Genomic DNA, 18,638 nt, shown 5'->3' on the forward strand with positions numbered 1-18,638 from the left:
GTGAACTGTCAAATAGCATGTTTCCAGGAGAACTATATAGCTATGAGTCACGGATTAACCCCAACCAGCGCCGCAGCCAATGCAAGTTCGCCCCCTGCAGATTCCATAACATCAAAACCACAATCCAAATTGAACCCCGAGGCGCCAACGTTTATTCCACGTCTTCAGAGTGCCGAGCAACCTTTGAATTCGCCCTCCAATATTAGAGACCGGCAAGCAACTGCAAGCCAGGAGCCTTCTGCGCAGACGTTTCAACAACACAGTGAGAAACATCATGGCGCTTATTCAGACGTGATTAATGATGCTTACCAAGAACTTAGAGAACACCATTTCACAACGGCAGAAAAAGCATTTCGGACCATCTTCAAAAACTTTAAGAAGACACTGAGTCAATGCGAGCGCCATTCGGTATTGCTGGGGCTTGCGAGGTCGTTAAAAGAACAAACCCACGAAAAACAGTTAGAAGCCTGTTCTCTTCTGGAAGAACTCAGATCAAATGAAAGATTGACTAAATCCGGCGCTTCGGCCATTACCAACCTTGACCTGACCCTAAGCCTGTGCGAAGAAGCACTGGGAAGGTACCTCAAGGCTGAATCACGACTGTTAATTCTGAGTAAAAAAAGGCCCGATGCCAATGAGCAGGCACTGTACCAGCCTTCTGGCCATTATCCCGTTGATATTGCCTTGGCCCGACTGTGGCTGAATACAAACAAACGCAAGCTGTCTGAGACACTGCTAGTGAAACTCGCGGCAGAGCTGACTCAAAAACTTCAGTCACATCTGTCCGCCTCCGCTGCATGCAAATTTCGTAAATACCTCCATGACACAAATATGACACTGGTACGACTCTGGCAGCTGATGGACAAACATCAATGGGCTGAAAACCTGCTTCTGGAGATGAGTGGCAAGCACCCTAATGCCAGCGAGGACATTCTCTGCAGGCCCTGTGAGCGTAGTGACATCAACATGACTCTGGTTCGACACTGGGAGGTAATGAGCAAATATAAACTCGCTGAAAAACTACTGCTGAACATGAGTGACAAGCGCCCCGATGCGACTGATGATCGTCTGTGTAAGCCCACTAAGCATCATGATATTGATCTGGCACTGGTTCGACTCTGGCAGTTGATGGGCAAACATAAACTGGCTGAAAAATTGTTGCTGAACATGTGTGGCAAGGACCCTGATGCCATTGAGGACTTTCTCTGTAAACCCACCAGACATCATGATATTAATCTGGCACTGGTAAGACTCTGGCAGATGATGGGCAAACATAAACTGGCTGAAAAACTGCTGCTGAACATGAGTGGCAAGACCCCTGATGCCAGTGAGGAAGTGCTGTGCAGGCCCTGTGAGCATGACGACGTCAATCTGCCCCTGGTGCGACACTGGGAGGTAATGGGTAAATATAAACTGGCTGAAAAACTGCTACTGAATATGAGTGACAAGCAGCCTGATGCCAGTGAGGAACTTCTGTGCAAAATCTCTGGAAAATATGCTGTTGATCTGGCTCTGGCAATACTCTGGCAAATGATGGGCCACTATGAACGGAGTGAAAAACTCTTGCTGAACATGACTGGCAAGCCCCTTGATGCCAATGCGGAGGCCCTGTGCAAACCCTCAGGAGATCGTAAAATTGACCTGGCTCTGATGCGAGTATGGGAGCTGACAGATGGCAAACATGAATGGGCTGAAAGACTGATGCTGAACATGAGTAACAAGCTCCCTGATGCCAGTGAGGAAGTCCTTTGCAAGCCCTCTGGAAATCACGAAATTGATTTGGCTTTGGTGCGACTCTGGGAGCTGATAGATGGCAAACATGAATGGGCTGAAAGACTGCTGCTGAACATGAGTGACAAGTGCCCTGATGCCAGTGAGGAAGAGCTGTGCAAGCCCTGCGGGCATCATGATATTGATCTGACTCTGGCGCATTTCTGGAAAGCAGCGGGCAAACGTCAACGAGCCAAGAGACTGATTAAACGTTGCTGTGAACTCTATCATTCGATTGAATGTGAATTGTCACTGTTGAACTTTCATGTCGGGCAGGCAGGATTTATGGAAATGATTACCCGGTATCCGAAAAATGCCGATACACTGCTGACGACTTCGATCCATTACTTCAGACTGGCATGTACGCAGATAATAGAGGGTGGCCCGGAATCAGGAAAAGATAACCTCAAAACCGCTCTTGAGCTCGTAGAATCAGCATTGGAGATGTGCCCCACAATTGCAGGCGCGGTGTCGCAAAAAGCGCATTGTCTCAGAATGATGGGCGCCAGTGAGCAAGTTTGGAAAGCATTGTTCGCAAGAGCCCTATCCCTTGAACCCAGTCGAGAGCATAAAGATAAAACCGATCATTGGCGAACTGCAGAAGCCGCTGCTTTTCGCAAGGTGCGAGATCGCGCAGAGTTAAAATGAACTTCTGTCCCTGTGAACTGTCAAACAGCATGTTTCCAGGAGAACTATATAGCTATGAGTCACGGATTAACCCCAACCAGCGCCGCAGCCAATGCAAGTTCGCCCCCTGCAGATTCCATAACATCAAAACCACAATCCAAATTGAACCCCGAGGCGCCAACGTTTATTCCACGTCTTCAGAGTGCTGAGCAACATTGGAATTTACCCTTAAATATCAGAGCCCGGCAAACAACGGTAAGCCAGGAATCTTCTCCTCAGAGGTTTCAACGACTCGGTCAGAAAAAATGTCGTAGCGCTTATTCAGGCATGATTGATAATGCTTACCAAGAATTCAGAGAACACAAATACGCAACGGCAGAAAAAGCATTTCGTACCCTCTTGAAAAACTGTGAGGCGTCACTGAGTCGATACGAGCGCCATGAGGTACTACTGGGGCTTGCAAGGTCGCTAAAAGAACAAAACCGCCAAAAACAGTTAGAAGCCTGCTCTCTTCTGGAGGAGCTCAGATCCAATGAAACATTCTATCCATCCGGAGCTTCGACCGTTAACCACCTTGAGCTGACCCTGAGCCAATGCGAACAGGCGCTGGGGAGGCACCACAGGGCTGAAAAACGACTTTTAATGCTGAGCAACAAAAAGCCTCAAGCCAACGAGTTGGCACTGTGTGAGCCCTCTGGCAACTACACCGTTGATATTGTCCTGGCCCAGCTATGGGAGAATATGAACAAACTCAAGCTGGCTGATGCACTGCTACAAAGCGTCGTGACAGAGCTGACTCAAAAGCTTCGGTCGCGCCTATCCGCCAACGCTGAAAAAAAATTGGGTAAATTCCTCCACGACGCAAATATTGCCCTGGTGCAACTCTTACAGGTGCAGGGCAAACATGAACAGAGTGAAAAACTGCTGCTGGAAATGAGTGGCAAGCACCCCAATGCCAGCGAAGACATTCTGTGCAGGCCTTGTGAGGATCATGGCACCAACCTGTCCCTGGTGCGAATATGGGAAATAATGGGCAAATACAAACTGGCTGAAAAACTGCTCTTGAACATGAGTGGCAAGCGCACCGATGCCAATGAGGACAGTCTGTGTCAGACCACTAAGCATGACACTGATCTGGCACTGGTACGACTCTGGCAGTTGATGGACAAACATGATCTGGCTGAAAAACTGCTGCTGAACATGAGTGGCAAACACCCTGATGCCAGTGAGGAAGTCCTGTGCAGCCCCTGTGAGCATGAAGACCTCAATCTGACCCTGGCACGACACTGGGAGGTAATGGGCAAATATAAACTGGCTGAAAAACTGCTGCTGAACATGAGTGGCAGGCATCCTGATACCGGTGAGGAAGTCCTGTGCAAGATCTCTGGAAAATATCTTGTTGATTTGGCTCTGGCAATACTTTGGCGAGTGATGGGCAAGCATGAATGGTCTCAAAAACTGTTGCTGAACATGAGTGGCAAGCCCCCTGATGCCGATGCAGAAGTCCTTTGCAGGCCCTCTGGAAACCATAGAGTTGACCTGATTCTGGTGCGACTCTGGGAGATCATGGATGGCAAACTTGGATGGGCGGAAAGACTGCTGCTGAACATGAGCAACAAGCCCCCTGATGCCACTGAGGAAGTCCTGTGCACCCCCTCTGGAAATCACACTACTGATCTGGCTCTGATACGATTCTGGGAGCTGATGGGTGGCAAAAAACATAAATGGGCTGAAACATTGCTGCTGAACATGAGTGACAAGTGCCCTGATGCCAGTGAGGACATCCTGTGCAAACCCTCCGGGCATCATGATATTGATCTTACTCTGGCACTTCACTGGGAAATAGTGGGCAAACATCAACGGGCCATGAGACTGATTAAGCGTTGCTGTCAACGCTATCATTCAACTGAATGTGAATTTTCACTTTTGAGCCTTCATCTCGGGCAAGCAGGATTTATGGAAATGATTGCCCGGTATCCGGAAAATGCCAACACACTGATGTTGACTTCGATCCATTATTTCATCCTGGCATGTGAGCAAATAGTAAAAAGTGGCCCTGAATCAGGAAGTGATAACCTCAAACACGCTCTTGAGCTTGTAGAATCAGCATTGGCGAAGTGCCCTACAAATGCAGGCGCGGTGTCACAAAAAGCGCATTGTCTCAGAATGATGGGTGCCAGTGAGCAAGTTTGGAAAGCATTGTTCGAAAGAGCCAATTCCCTTGAGCCCAACCGTGAACATAAAGATAAAACCAGTCATTGGCGAATTAAAGAAGCCGCTGCCCTGGCTAAGATGAAGAGTCTCACAAAGCAAACATGAAACTCTGTCCCCACTGATTATCTGGAAGCATGAGTGTTATGGCTTTTCCGATTCATCGTTAAGTACTCAGCCATACGGAATCGAATATTTCTGGCTTATTGGGCAGGTGCTCTGCAATGCGCAACGACGGGAACATAGCAAGCTATGTGACCAGAGTTGCAACGCAGCACGACTCCATGGATGCAGGAGCTAGAGCAACGCAGGAGCAGTTGCCGCGAGTGCCTGAACAATGAGTCAGAAAATATGATTTCGTATGGTTGAGTACTTATAACGAGCTTCATCGCCTTTTGCCTTCCTGATAAACCGGGCACAACCCATCTACTGCCATAAAATCAGCTTTTGCTGATCTCTTGATTGGCTCTGAGTCGGATACCCTGAAGTTTTTTTAAACCTGTCTTGCTGATTTTTGACGAAGCAACGAATCCGCTCCCCTGCTCACAAATATAAAATCTGACAAGATAATGAGATAAACATGAACTTTCACAACCGTTTACTGTCCAATAGATTAACTTTTCCAGGGAAGTTTTATTGTTATGAGGTATGTAATAAAACCAAAATCTGGCGCCGCGGCCAGTAGTGCAACAAAAACAACAAAAACAACAAAAAAGAGCCGATCCGTTTTAAACCCGGAATCTTCATCAATTTATGAGCGTATTCATGAACATTCGAATAGATCCACAAATACTGCAGGCCAGCAAAGTGCCAAGATCCCCTACCCTGAAGCCACCAGAGAGAGGATCGATAAAGCTTTCGAAGAACTAAAAAACCAAAATTTCACACGTGCAGAAAAAGTGTTCCAGATCATATTAAAGGAAGATCAGGACATACTGAGTCTGTTCCACTACCAAAACATAATCATAGGGCTTGCAAGGTCACTAAAAGAGCAAACCCGCAAAAAACAGACAGAAGCCTGCTCTCTTCTGGAAGAGCTCAGGTCGACTGGATCATTCACTGATTTTGGGGCTTCGACCATTCATAACCTTGATCTGACCCTGAGTCGTTGCGAAGAGGCACTTGGAGAGTACTTTAACGCTGAAGCACGACTCTTGGCACTGAGAAACAAAAAGCCCAATGCCAATGACAAGGCCCTCTGCGAACCTTCCGGTAATTTCAACGCAGATATTACTATTGCCCGACTCTGGCAGTCTATGGACAAACACACGCTGACTGAAACACTTCTTCTGAACATAAATTCAGAGCTGACCAGAAGGTTGCGGTCAAAACCACACGCTCCCTCTGTGCAAAGACTAAGTAAGCACATCCCTACCGTTAATATGGCTCTGGTACGAATATGGCAAGTAATGGGCAAATATGAACAGGCCGAAAGACTGCTACTAAAAATGAGTGACAGGTACGAAAATACAAGTGAAGACAGCCTGTGTGAACCCTCCGGGCAACATGACATCGATCTGAAATTGGTGCGGCACTGGGGGTTAGTGGGCAAATATAAACTGGCTGAAAGGCTGCTGTTCAACATGAGCGGCAGGCAAGCCAATGCCAGTGAAGACATTCTTTGCACCCTCTCTGAACAGAGTGACACTGATCTGGCTCTGGTGAGACTCTGGCCGTTGATGGGCAAACACCAACAGAGTGAGAGACTTCTGCTGAACATGAGCGGCAAGCAACTCAGTGCCAGTGAAGACATTCTGTGCACCCCCTCTGAAAACCGTGACATCGATCTGACTCTGGTCAATCTCTGGCAAGTGATGGGCAAACATGAGCTGGCTGAAAGACTGCTTAAACGATGCTGTGAATTGTATCAGTTGGATGAATGTGAATTGGAGGAGTTGAAGCTATCTCCTGGCTAATCAGCACAGCCCTTCTTAAGGTGCATGATCTGAGGGCAAATATAAATGTGTAATTCTGAGACGTGTGACGGCTGATCTCTGCGGGCAAAGGGAACATTGCCTTTTGCAATTTTAAATTCAACACATTTACGGTTTCTCCCTGAGGGCGCCGGGGACACGCTTATGCCGTATCCACCCAAAACAGCCAGTTTATTTGCTAACGGACAAAGGTGTTTGATCCGGTTTTTTTCCAGTACCAAAACTGGCTTGGTACTGCGCTGAACTTTTGGATGCGCTTGAGCCCACTCTGATTTACCATAATCTTGGAAACAGGATTTCAACTGAGTTAGGAGACAGAGAAAGAGATACAGGCTTTCTGGGAGGAGCATTGATTAAACGCTCATCGACCATTTGAGATAAAATAGTTCTTATTGTTCTCTCTCCAAGATTGAACATTCCATGTATCTCAGTTCTTTCTAATTCGCCTGTTCTTGTTGTCAGTAGTTCTTTATATATTGTCTTAACTTCAGGCCTCATTTTTGGAAGATGGCTACCATCCAAGCCTGTTATAGCCTGCCTGTTTCTCATTTCAAAATAAATATCTACTCGCTCACTCAAGCGTTTAGGGTCGAGTAGTTCATAAAAGAACTTAACTTGATCCAATGCGGTTTCAATAAAATAGGTCATAAATTTTAATAAGCCTCTATCTGATAGCATCCCTCTGCCATCAGTTGAACCCTGTCGCTCCATGTCAGCTGCTGCAAGAGCTTGGTAATAAGAATCAACATCCCTGCCAAAACCACGGCTAATCGACCACAAACCATACCCACCAAGGTTGGCACAGTGTTTCATATAGTTATCTGTGAATAGCCGACCCACTCTACCATTTCCATCCATAAAGGGGTGAATCCACATTAGTCTATGGTGTGAGGCAGCGGCAGCAAAAATGCGGTTGGTCCCAAAAATCCTATCTGGGCTGTAAGCGTTCGAAAACCAGTTTAGAAGGCTTGTGAGTTCCTGGTATTCGGGAGCAATATGTTTTCCTACATGAACATCTCTTGTGCGAAGCTTACCAGGTTGAATGTTGATTTTCTCACCGGTTTCTTCGTTGTCAATCTCAAGAAATTTCTTAGGCATCCCTTCATAAAAGGATCTGTGAAGTTCTTTTAAAAAATCAACAGTACAAATTTCATTTCTATCTAACGACTTTTGATTTAAATATTTTTGAACATCAATATGATGCTTTATTTCAAATAAATCATCTTTTAAATCTTTTTCTTTGTTTAATTGTGCCTTTAGTATTTCTGCTGGCTGAGTTGGATTTCCTTCTATGCGGTTACTATAGAAAGAGTTTACAACTCTAAGCATAAATTTGAGCGGTTCTCTAAGAGACTCAGGTATATGGGCATTGAGTGCTGCATCAAGTTGCATCAACTCAACCGCAGCATCTTGTAGCTCCCCTGGAGCACTATCCTGAAGTAAAAATGGTGTTATAGAAGTCATTTTTGCCGATCTTTTTGCCGATCTTTTTGCCAGTTTAGCATAGCTAAAAAAAGGGTTTTATGGATATTTTCCATTATTTTTTGCCGGTTTATGACAGAATATAAATTACGGAATATTGGCTTAGTAATGATCGAACTATATGCACAGAGAACATGACTGATCTCCTCAACCAAAGTGGGTGTCTTATAAATTCAGAAGACTTACTGCAAAAATACTAACGCCTCAAGAAGAGGCTCCACGGAACCTTACTTAACTTATCACTCTTTCACGCGCCAGTGGACCAGCCAACTACAGAGCCAGAGCCAGACTTGAATCCGGGATTTCGTAAAAAACATGATCATCGACGTATACGAAAAATAACACCATCAGACAACTCAAATTCCAACTGCCAGTTTAAGCTCTCAGGAGGCTTGATAATCAGGATTGGGACATCAATCCTGAGTTTACGCTTCCAGTTTTTGAAAGTGCTCAGACTGATGTTTTGAGTTTGGCAGAAGGCTTTTTGACTTAAGCCACTGGCCATTTGCCGGTCAATAATATGTTGCCACTGCACAGGGTTTAGACGGGTAAAGGGTTTTGTCAGTTGCTTCACGCTTAATGTCTCCTGCGTTGTATACAGGAGTGAGGCTGAAGCCAGGTTGCAATTTTGAAAGAGCCCCAATAGTTATAGAAAGACATGCCTGCTTCCACTTTCTGACAAGAGTCTCGCATTATAGACACTCACTATTTGAATAAAATGCCAAACATTAATGATTGGTAACCTTTCAACCTCAACTCTCACTGAAGTTTTTTGACAGCAAGTAAACAGGCTGCACTTTTGTTATGGTCAATAAGGCACTGACTTAACAACGAATCCACTGTTTTTTTAGGTTCGGGATCTGACAAAACAAACATAAGCCTGAAAACCAGACGGCAAGCTCAGCCTTTTCTCATACCCCCAACGAATTCTTAGATTAAGAATCTTACCCAATCTACACCTTCTGACTTTTTTCATCGTCTACTCTTTAAAGCTGTCGGTCAGTGTAGCAATTTACACGCGCCAATGACTTTCGCTCGCTTCATGATTTTACTTTGGTGTTGCCATTATGTTTCGTCTGGTTTTTTATCATTATTATCAGCTCTTCAAGTTGCTGGCACTGGCTTTTGTCTCTCTGCTCATGCAGATCAGTGGCTCCAGTGCTGACGAATGTTCGGGTCATAAAGACCCGGGAGTAGCGACTGAATGTAACCCGTCAAGCGCCCCTTCGGCATCAAAAGACAAGGCTGAACCGGAACCTGGGTATTCTTTTGTGGGCAGTGAGTATGTGGGTTTCTTTATAAAAGGCTCCGTTCCCCGGAACAAGGCCATTGAGCTGGCCGGTGAGGCTTTTCAATTCGTGTCGCCGGCAGACTCACCGGAACGAGTAAGCTGCGCTATGCTGGTGGTCACCATTAACATAGACAGCGCCTTCAAGATTCCATTGCCTAACTTCTTTCAATTGGTTTACACCGAGGCTATCTGGATGCTGGAACTCAGCAAAGGCTCATATCTGGCAATCAAAGCACATACTGATTCATTGAAAATGAAATATGTTCTCGAATATTTCGACAAATACAATACATCCTATGGCTCAATGACAGTCAAAAAAGTAAATGGGAACGACACTTTTTCTCTCCGTTCAGAGGAGGGCCTTTTATTTTCAGCTACTTTTGGCGAATCAATAGAGAGTGATGATACATCGCTAATAGAGAATTTATGGACAAGAAGCGCTAGTGGTGACTATTACAAGATTCCATGGGGGACTGCCAAACCTTCTGAGGCCTATTCCATAAAATGTCAGGTAGACGACAACCTTGACAAAAGTATCTTTGCAGACGTCATCTGGGACAATACTGCACAGCTCTACATGAAACGCAAACATGAATGTTCCATGGCGATTTCCGCTGAATTACCACTATTGTCCGATTAAGCCTGCGCCAAATCTGCTTAAATACCGGGCAGGGGAATACCCTTCCCCGCTCGCGCAGGGCACCCGGTACAGCAGCCTGGTGATATTGGAGCCTTACGGTTCAGTTAATGCTCTGCCACTCCCAGCGCACTGCGCTGCATCTCAATACTGGTGGTGCAGAAATCCCCTGAACCATCTCTGGCTGAAAGCCTATTAATTAGTTGCACTGCCTTATGGGAGCGCAAGGTCATGTCCAGCCCGGCATTACTGTGTTTAACCGGCGCAGGCTCTCCCCGGTAGACTGTGGCTGAGACGGTGATCTTGTTGAGATCTTTCGGATCGACTTCAAACGGGCTCTCGTCCAATACCGTGAAGTTGGCGTACTTGCCGACATCAATGGTGCCAATCTGGTTTTCTAACCGGGCAGTATAGGCCGCGTTGATAGTGATGGCTTTGAGTGCTTCTTCGACACTGATCCGCTCCAGAGGCCCAAGTGTTCTGCTGCCGGATAAGCCTAAGCGGTTAACTGCTGCCCAAGCCAGGCTCAGTGGCTGCGCCGGTGCCATGGGTGCATCAGAGTGTAGGGAAAGTACACCGCCTGCATCAATGAACGATTGGCCACGGGACATGGTTTCCGCCCGCTCTTTCCCGATTCCGTACACGCTATAAAGCTCACCCAGTATATGGGTGTAGTAAGGATTAACGCTGAAGTTGGCGCCCTGGTCAACGGCTCGGGTAATATCATCTTTGCCGGTAAAGCCCAGGTGGTGGTATCCGGTACGATGATCTTCTCTGGGCGTTTCATTGTTTAGCGTTTCAACAATATCGATAGCGGTTTCAAACCCGAGGTCGCCATTTGCATGGACAATAACTGTGTAATCGTCGTTCCAGTAAGGCCTCATGCTGTCTTCGAGTTCTTCCGGTTTTTGGATCCATTCGCCTTTATGGCCATCGGTATAGCCATCTTTCATATGCATTAACTGGCTATACATTGCCCCGTCAGAAAATAGTTTGACGTACTTTGGCAGCCAATTGATTTGATCAGATTCTTTGTAGGTCCGGGTTTGTTGTTCTGCCATGGCTTTGCCTTTTTCGGCATCATTTTGCGATAGCATGTAGGTAAAGTTGCCTGCCGGAATCAACCAGTAGTCCATCGGAAAGGTATCATTGGTCAAGACATCCACCATTTCGTTATACATCTGCGCAGAGAGCAGGACACCCGGGTCAATCACCGTGGTGATACCACCTGAATGGACATAGTCTTTGGTGCGTTTAACCCCTTTGGCAAATCGTCCCGAGTCAAAGAAATACATAAAGAGCTCGTTCATGATCGCTTTCAGACCCGTCTCGTAGGCATGACCTTTATCCCAATTAAGCTGGGATATTTGTTTTTTCTTCCAATCCGTTTCCTTCCAGCCCAGCATCTTGAGGGCAGCATCGTTAAAATAAACCTCGTGAAAACTGCGGTGCCATACAATGATTGGCCGGGTTTCGGAGAGCTTATTCAAGGCCTTTTTGCTCATGTTCTGACCATGAAAATAGTTGTGATATCCCCAGGTAATAAGAGGTTCGTCCTCAGGCAGAGACTGTTCCAGTCGAGTAAGCTGGTCAAAGTAGGCTTTCTCATTTTGGACACCATTCACATACCCCCAGGGGAATGCCCAGTCTGCGGGGGTGATGAAATCCATACTCAGTAACAGACTGCTCATCCAGATATGCATATGAGGTTCGACAAAACCCGGCAGAATCGTTTTATCGATGTATTGTGTATCTACCACCAGATTACTTTCGTCTTTGTAGGCTTCTATTAACGCTTCCTGATGGCCGATATTGATAATCTTCCCATCCTGAACTGCAATGGCTGTGGGCTTGTCTTTAATAGCCTCTGAAAGGGTAATGATGTCATTGGAGACAAATACAGTGATAGGGCTGGTAACAGACTCATCTGGAGCCCTTCCGAGTGAGCACCCTGCCAGGATGGATAAGGACACAGTTAATGCGGAAACTTTAAAGATATTTTTCATATTGCAAACCGTCAATGAAAAAGGCAGAGCATCCCCGGGTTAACCACTCCACCAAAAGGCAAGATGCAAAAAATAACAATATTAAACGCCCATGATAAATGCATTATGATGGGCAATTTCATTCATTTTATGGGCAGCAGGAGAAAGATAAATGTTCTCATACGAGCACTTAGCCGCATTTTGCGCCACGTTTGAAGAAGCCAGCTACAGCAAAGCAGCAAAGAAACTGAACAAGGACAGAACCACCATTCGTGAGCAAGTGAAGGCGTTAGAAGACAGTTTTGCAATCCGTTTGTTTGCCATTGAGGGAAAAAAAGCCGTGGCAACAAGCGAAGCTGATGCCCTGTATCGTCAGGCAAAGGTGCTGGTTAAAAACAGTGATCTTCTTTATCGCCGAATGATAGACGGCTACAAACAGGCACTTGAATCTCTGATTGTTTACCATGACAACCTGGTGCCCAATAGCTTGATAAGAGTGGTTAATCAATCCGTCAGGGATCAGTTTCCGATGTTGCGCCTGCATTGGTTGCATAGAAACCGGGATGAGACGCTGGACGCGTTAGTGAGCAACCAGCATTGTGTTGCCATTATGCAAAGCCGACTTAGTAACATGCCTGAGCGTACCTTCAGTTTTATTAATCTGGGTAGCAGTGAGCACGGTTTTTATTGTCATCCTGAGCACGCACTCGCAAAGCGTGATTGTATTCAAATGGATGAGCTTGAACTGGCCACGCAATACTTAAGCGAAAACCACCATAATAGTAATCCTGAACTTTATTCCATTTCTACCCATGTACGCTTAGTGAGCAATAATGATGTACTACTGACTCTGCTGCTTGAAGATGGGTGGGCGATCCTGGAGCACTCCTTAGCTGCGCCTTTGTTGCAAAGTGGTCAGTTGGTGCAGCTCAATGTTAATGAATTGGCTAACGCGCTTCGGGTACATTTATCATTTTATTGTCCTCCGGAATTAGAACGTTATCCGGAAGTTGCAGCTGTTAAATCTGCATTACAGGTATTTGCAAAAAGTAATTTCCGCTAGTCGCAAGGTGCTCACACTCCAGAGAAATGGCAGAGTCATGAACTCCGGGCTGGATAACCATGAACTTTTATGCCTGTTTATTGTCGAAGGGCATAGATTTCTTTGGATGTTCTATTGCTATGAGTTACGTATTACCAACAACAACCCATGACACCGCCAGTTCGAGCACCACTTCAACATTGCAATCATCACAGTGTTCCTCAGATTCAAATAATGATAAAGCAACAAAGCCCAAATCTGACTTAAACCCGGAAGCTCAAACATTTGTGCCACGTGCTCAACGTGTTCAGGAATGTACGAACACACCTCCAGATATCGGGCACCGACAAGCCACTGAATACCCAACGTTTACTCCCCGGAGGTTTGGCCAAAGAGCAAATAGCCCTTGCCCTGAAGCTACTCAACAAGCGATTAAAGAAAAGATCGGTAGCGGTTTCGATACATTGAAAGGCGAGGATTTCATAAACGCAGAAGCAACATTCCGAGCCATCTTAAACGAAAACCAGGGCAAGCTGATTCCGTCCGACGAGCAGAACACCCTCATAGGACTTGCAAGGTCGCTAAAAGCGCAAAGTCAGGAAAAACAGAAAGAAGCCTGCCATCTTCTGGAAAAACTCAGGTTGACTGGAAAGCTCACCACGCTCAAGGCTTCGACCATTAAAAACCTTGATCTGACCCTGAGTCAATGTGAAAGGGCACTTGGAAGGTACCCTGATGCTGAAGCACGACTTTTGAGACTGAGAAAAATAAATCCCGATGCTGATGAGACGAGCTTTTGTCAGCCTTCTGACAATTTTGACGCTGATATGGCTAATATCCAACTGTGGCAGGATATGGAAAAACACACACTGACTGAAACACTCCTGTATAACATGCGAGCAGTGTTGACTATTAATTTGCAGTCGGCCCGATCCACTTACGCCATACAAAAACTGCATAAAAACCTCCATATAGTTACTATGGCTCTGGCAATATTCTGGCAGGCGAGAGGCAAAAATGAATGGGCTGAAGGTCTGCTGTTGAGCATGATTGGGGTGCCTCCCAATGGCAGTGAGGAGTTCCTGTACAGCCCCTTTCATCATGACATTAAACTGGTGCTGGCAAGACTCTGGTACGTGATGGACAAAAATAATCAAGCTGAAAGACTGCTGCTGAGCCTGAGTAACAAGCCTCCTTATGCCAGTGAGGAGATTATGTGCACACCCTCTAATCATCTTAAAATTGATCTGGCTCTGGTGCGGCTTTGGCAGAAGATGGGTAGATATGATAAGGCTGAGAGACTGCTGCTGAATATGAGTGACAAGCACCTTGGTATGAGTTGGGACATCCTTTGCAGGCCATGTGGGCAGCATGTCATTGATCTGGCTCAGGTACGTCTCTGGCAGGTTATGGACAAACATGAACTGTCTGAAAGACTGCTGCTGAACATGAGCCACAAGCATCCCGATGACAGCGAAGGCACCCTGTGCAAGCCCTTTGGAAATCCTGTTATCGACATCACTCTGGCACGACATTGGGAACTGGCGGGCAAATATAACCTCACTGAAAGACTGCTGCTCAACATGTGTGGTGTAGACCCAAATGCCAGTGAAGACACCCTTTGCACACCGGGTGAGAATCAGGAAATTGACCTGACCCGGATGCGACTCTGGCAGCTGATGGGCAAATATGAACGGGCTGAAAGACTGACACTGAATATGAGAGGCAAGCCCCCCAATGCCGATGAAGACACCCTTTGCTCGCCTTCCGGGAATCACAACATTGACCTGTGTCAGGCGCGAATCTGGCAAAATATGAACAAATATAAACTGTCTGAGAGGCTGCTGCTGAACATGAGTCACAAGCACCCCAATGCCGATGAAGACACACTCAGCAAACCCTCCGGAAATCATGAAGTTGATCTGGCTCTGTTTCGACTCTGGAAGATAACGGGCAGAAATAAATTAGCTGAAAGCCTGCTGCTGATCATGAGAGGTACTCACCTCTATGCCAGTGAGGAAGAACGATGCAGCCCCTGTGGAAATAAGGAACTGGACCTGAATCTGGCGCGTCATTGGGAAGAAACAGACAACCTGCATCTGTCTGAAAGACTCTTGCTGAACATGAGTAGCAAGCACCCCTGCGACAGTGAGGATCGTCTGTGCATGCCTTGCGGGAATCGTACCATTGACCTGGCAATGGTTCGACTCTGGCAGAAAACAGGCAGATATGAATGGGCCAAAGTACTGATCATGCGCTGCTGTGATTTATACCACTCGAGTGAGTGTGAATTGGCACTCTTTAGCTTATTTGCCGGACAAACAGGATTTTTGGAAATGACCAGCAGGTTTCCGTTGAGTGCTAATACCTTGCTGGCTAGCTCGATCCATTATTTCAGACTGGCATGTGAGCAAATAACAGAGGACGCCCCGAGGTCAGGAAAAGATAACTTAAAAAAGGCACTTGAACTTGTTGAATCAGCATTGGAAAAGTACCCCCCGAGTGCGGGCGCTTTTTCACAAAAAGCGCATTGTCTCAGAATGATGGGTGCCGGTGAGAAAGAATGGAGGGAATGGTTCCAAAAAGCCAACTTCCTTGACCCCAACCGATTACAAAAGAGTAAAACTGATTTTTGGCGAAGCAAAGAATCCGCTGCTCTTCAGAAGTTATGGGATCTCAAAGAGTAAACAGACATACTCGATATGCCTGATGACTTAAGCCCATCTGCCGGGCAAGAAGGATTTATGGAAATGATGAGCCGCTATCCGGAAAGTGCGAGCCTTGCAGGCTCTCAATATAGACGAACAACCATGAACTTTAATGTCCGTTTGCTGTCCAAGGAACACAGTTTTACAGAGATGTAATAGTACTATGGCATATGGACCCACACCAACGACCGGCACTGCGGTCAGTTCCAGCGCTCCGGCTGCAACACCTGAAGCGAGCAAATCTGCCTTAAACCCGAATGCAGAACCGTTTATTCCACGCTCTCAACCGGTTAAGCAAAGTCCGGACACACCCTTATCTGTCAGATACCCACAAACGACTGCAGGCCAGAACATCGCTCCTCAAACGTTTCAAAAACAGAGGATAAAAAATTATTCCGATGAAACTGCAATGAAGGTTGATAACGCCTACGAAGCACTAAAAAAACAAAATTTCATAAAAGCAGAAGAAATATTCCGAACCCTCTTAAGCGAAAACCAGGGCATAGAAAATCAGTTCGGCTATCGAGACATAATCATAGGGCTTGCAAGGTCGCTAAAAGAGCAAACTGTTAACAAACAGATAGAAGCCTGCAATATTCTGAATCAACTCAGATCAAAAGGACCGCTTAATGCATTTGGGGCTTCGACCATTCATAACCTTGATCTGACCCTGAGCCTTTGTGAAGAGAAAATTGGTTTGCAACTGAACGCGGAAGCACGACTTTTGATGTTGAGAAACAAAAGGCTCAATGATAATGAAAATGCCCTGTGTGCGATTTCTGGCCATTTTGACGCAGATATTAACATGGCCCGGATATGGCAATTTTTACACAAATACTCGCTGTCTGAAAAACTCCTGTTGAACATAAGAGCAGCGCTGATTAATAGCCTGCTGTTGAATCCATACGATGTACAAAAATTGCGCAGACACCTCCATCTCGTAAACTTGGCTCTGATTCGGCTCTGGCAGCTTATGCAAAAATTCCAACTGTCTGAGGGCCTGCTGCTGGATATGATGGGCAAACATCCCGATGACAGTGAGGACATTCTCTGCAAGCCCTCCGCCCATGATGACATCAACCTGGCTCTGGTGCGTCTCTGGCAGGATATGGGGAAACATAAACAGGCCGAAAGACTGCTGCTGAATATGAGCAAAAAGAATCCTGAGGACACTGAGGACATTCTCTTCAGGCCCTCTGGGGATCATGACATTGACCTGGCTCTGGCAAGATTATGGATCATTATGGGCAAACACAGGCTGGCTGAAAGACTGCTGCTGAGCACTTGTGGCAAGCACCCCGATGAGAGTTGGGACTACCTGTGCAAGCCCTCCGGGCATCATGTTATTGATCTGGCTCAGATACGCCTCTGGCAAGAAATGGACAAACATGAACTGTCTGAAAGACTGCTGCTGAACATGTGCCACAAGCATCCTCATGACAGTGAGGACAGCCTGTGCAAGCCCACTGGGCATCCTATTATCGACATCGCCCTGGTGCGCCATTGGGAGCTGGAGGGCAAATATCAACTTGCTGAAAGACTGCTGCTTAACCTGTGTGGCACGCACCCGGATGCCAGTGAAGACAGCCTTTGCAAACCTTGTGGGAATCAGGAAATTGATCTGGCCCGGATGCGACTCGGGCAGCTAATGGGCAAACATGAACGCTCTGAAAGGCTGCTACTGAATATGATTGGCCTGCACCCCAATGCCGATGAAGACAGCCTGTGCAGGCCTTCAGGGAATCATGACATTGATATGGCTCGGGTGCGAGTCTGGCAAGTTATCGACAAACATGAACTGTCCGAGAGGCTGCTGCTGAATATGATTGGCCTGCAGCCCGATGCCGATGAAGACAGCCTGTGCAAACCTTCCGGGAATCATGAGATTGATCTGGCTCGGGTGCGACTCTGGCAAGATAAGAGCAAATATGAACTGTCTGAGAGGCTGCTGCTGAACATGAGTGGTAAGTACTTATGTGCCAGTGAGGAGGAACTCTGCAGGCCCTGTGGAAATCATCTCGTTGACCTGTCCCTGGCGCGACTTTGGGAGTTCATGGACAAAGATTACCTGACTGAAAGGCTGTTACTGAACATGAGTGGCAAGCACCCCAATGCCGACGAAGGCAGCCTGTGCAAACCTTGCGGGAATCATCTCATTGACCTGTCTCTGGTGCGACTTTGGGAGTTCATGGATAAAAATTATCTGGCCGAAAGGCTATTACTGAACATGAGTAGCAAGCACCCCGATGACAGTGACGATCGTCTGTGCATGCCTTGCGGGAATCATCTTATAGATCTGGCACTGGTACGACTCTGGCAGAGAATCGGCAAATATGAATGGGCTAAAGAACTGGTCACACGCTGCTGTGATGTATACCCTTCGAGTGAGTGTGAATTAGCACTGTTGAGATTATCTGCCGGGCAAGCAGGATTTTTGGAAATGATCAGCAGGCACCCGGAGAATGCTAATACCCTGCTGACTTGCTCGATCCATTATTTCAGACTGGCATGTGAGCAAATAACAGAGGGCGTCCCGGGGTCAGGAAAAGATAACTTAAACAAGGCGCTCGAGCTTATTGAATCAGCATTGGAAAAGTACCCCCTGAGTGCAAGAGTTTGTTCGCAAAAAGCGCATTGTCTCAGAATGATGGGTGCCAGCGAGAAAGAATGGAAGCAATGGTTCCAAAAAGCCAACTTCCTTGAACCCAACCGATTGCAGAGGAGTAAAACTGATTGTTGGCGAAGCAAAGAAGCCGCTGCCCTTCAGAAGTTATCGAATCTCAAAGAGTAAACAGACATCCTTGAACCTTTATGCCTGATGACTCAGGCCTGTCTGCCGGACAAGAATGATTTATGGATATGATGAGCCGCTATCCGAAAGGTGCGAATACCTTGCAGGCTCTCAATATAGACGAACAACCATGAACTTTAATGTCCGTTTGCTGTCCAAG

11 protein-coding genes are annotated in these 18,638 nt (G+C 46.5%); 8 read left to right on the forward strand and 3 right to left on the reverse strand.

The annotated features are described in order from the left end of the window. Positions 1-42 precede the first annotated feature (42 nt). From P6910_RS16815 to P6910_RS16825, 3 genes are all read left to right on the forward strand, one after another. A complete protein-coding gene (locus P6910_RS16815) occupies positions 43-2,418 on the forward strand; it encodes a hypothetical protein (protein WP_317142427.1) in 2,376 nt (791 codons plus the stop codon). A 54-nt stretch (positions 2,419-2,472) separates the two neighbouring features. Next, positions 2,473-4,716, forward strand: coding sequence for a hypothetical protein (locus tag P6910_RS16820; protein ID WP_317142428.1), 2,244 nt, complete (start codon positions 2,473-2,475; stop codon positions 4,714-4,716). A gap of 533 nt (positions 4,717-5,249) precedes the next feature. Further along, positions 5,250-6,524, forward strand: a complete 1,275-nt coding sequence (locus tag P6910_RS16825; protein WP_317142429.1) for a hypothetical protein — start codon at positions 5,250-5,252, stop codon at positions 6,522-6,524. Positions 6,525-6,815: 291 nt separating this feature from the next. Here P6910_RS16825 and P6910_RS16830 read toward each other — a convergent pair whose 3' ends face one another. Continuing rightward, a complete protein-coding gene (locus P6910_RS16830; protein ID WP_317142430.1) occupies positions 6,816-8,006 on the reverse strand; it encodes a Fic family protein in 1,191 nt (396 codons plus the stop codon). A gap of 337 nt (positions 8,007-8,343) precedes the next feature. Beyond that, positions 8,344-8,598 carry an IS66 family insertion sequence element accessory protein TnpA gene (gene tnpA, locus P6910_RS16835; RefSeq protein ID WP_317142431.1) on the reverse strand — a complete coding sequence of 85 codons (255 nt, stop codon included), beginning with the start codon at positions 8,596-8,598 and terminating at the stop codon, positions 8,344-8,346. Between the two features lie 493 nt (positions 8,599-9,091). Here tnpA and P6910_RS16840 point away from each other — a divergent pair, with 493 nt between their 5' ends. Next, positions 9,092-9,955: a hypothetical protein gene (locus tag P6910_RS16840; RefSeq protein ID WP_317142432.1), complete on the forward strand. Its 864-nt coding sequence runs from the start codon at positions 9,092-9,094 to the stop codon at positions 9,953-9,955. A 104-nt stretch (positions 9,956-10,059) separates the two neighbouring features. Here the strand turns inward: P6910_RS16840 and P6910_RS16845 are convergent, their stop codons facing one another. After that, on the reverse strand, positions 10,060-11,958 hold the full coding sequence (locus P6910_RS16845) for an amidohydrolase (protein WP_317142433.1): 1,899 nt from the start codon (positions 11,956-11,958) through the stop codon (positions 10,060-10,062). Positions 11,959-12,109: 151 nt separating this feature from the next. Here P6910_RS16845 and P6910_RS16850 point away from each other — a divergent pair, with 151 nt between their 5' ends. The 4 genes from P6910_RS16850 to P6910_RS16865 all read left to right on the forward strand — a co-directional run bounded on the left by P6910_RS16850 (position 12,110) and on the right by P6910_RS16865 (position 18,478). Beyond that, positions 12,110-13,000 carry a LysR family transcriptional regulator gene (locus P6910_RS16850; protein ID WP_317142434.1) on the forward strand — a complete coding sequence of 297 codons (891 nt, stop codon included), beginning with the start codon at positions 12,110-12,112 and terminating at the stop codon, positions 12,998-13,000. A 119-nt stretch (positions 13,001-13,119) separates the two neighbouring features. Beyond that, positions 13,120-15,666 carry a hypothetical protein gene (locus tag P6910_RS16855; protein WP_317142435.1) on the forward strand — a complete coding sequence of 849 codons (2,547 nt, stop codon included), beginning with the start codon at positions 13,120-13,122 and terminating at the stop codon, positions 15,664-15,666. A 15-nt stretch (positions 15,667-15,681) separates the two neighbouring features. Beyond that, a complete protein-coding gene (locus P6910_RS16860; protein ID WP_317142436.1) occupies positions 15,682-15,843 on the forward strand; it encodes a hypothetical protein in 162 nt (53 codons plus the stop codon). 7 nt (positions 15,844-15,850) lie between these two features. After that, on the forward strand, positions 15,851-18,478 hold the full coding sequence (locus P6910_RS16865; RefSeq protein WP_317142437.1) for a PABP-interacting PAM2 motif-containing protein: 2,628 nt from the start codon (positions 15,851-15,853) through the stop codon (positions 18,476-18,478). The last annotated feature ends 160 nt before the right edge of the window (positions 18,479-18,638 follow it).

The organism is Endozoicomonas sp. 8E (assembly GCF_032883915.1).
Classification (GTDB): domain Bacteria; phylum Pseudomonadota; class Gammaproteobacteria; order Pseudomonadales; family Endozoicomonadaceae; genus Endozoicomonas_A.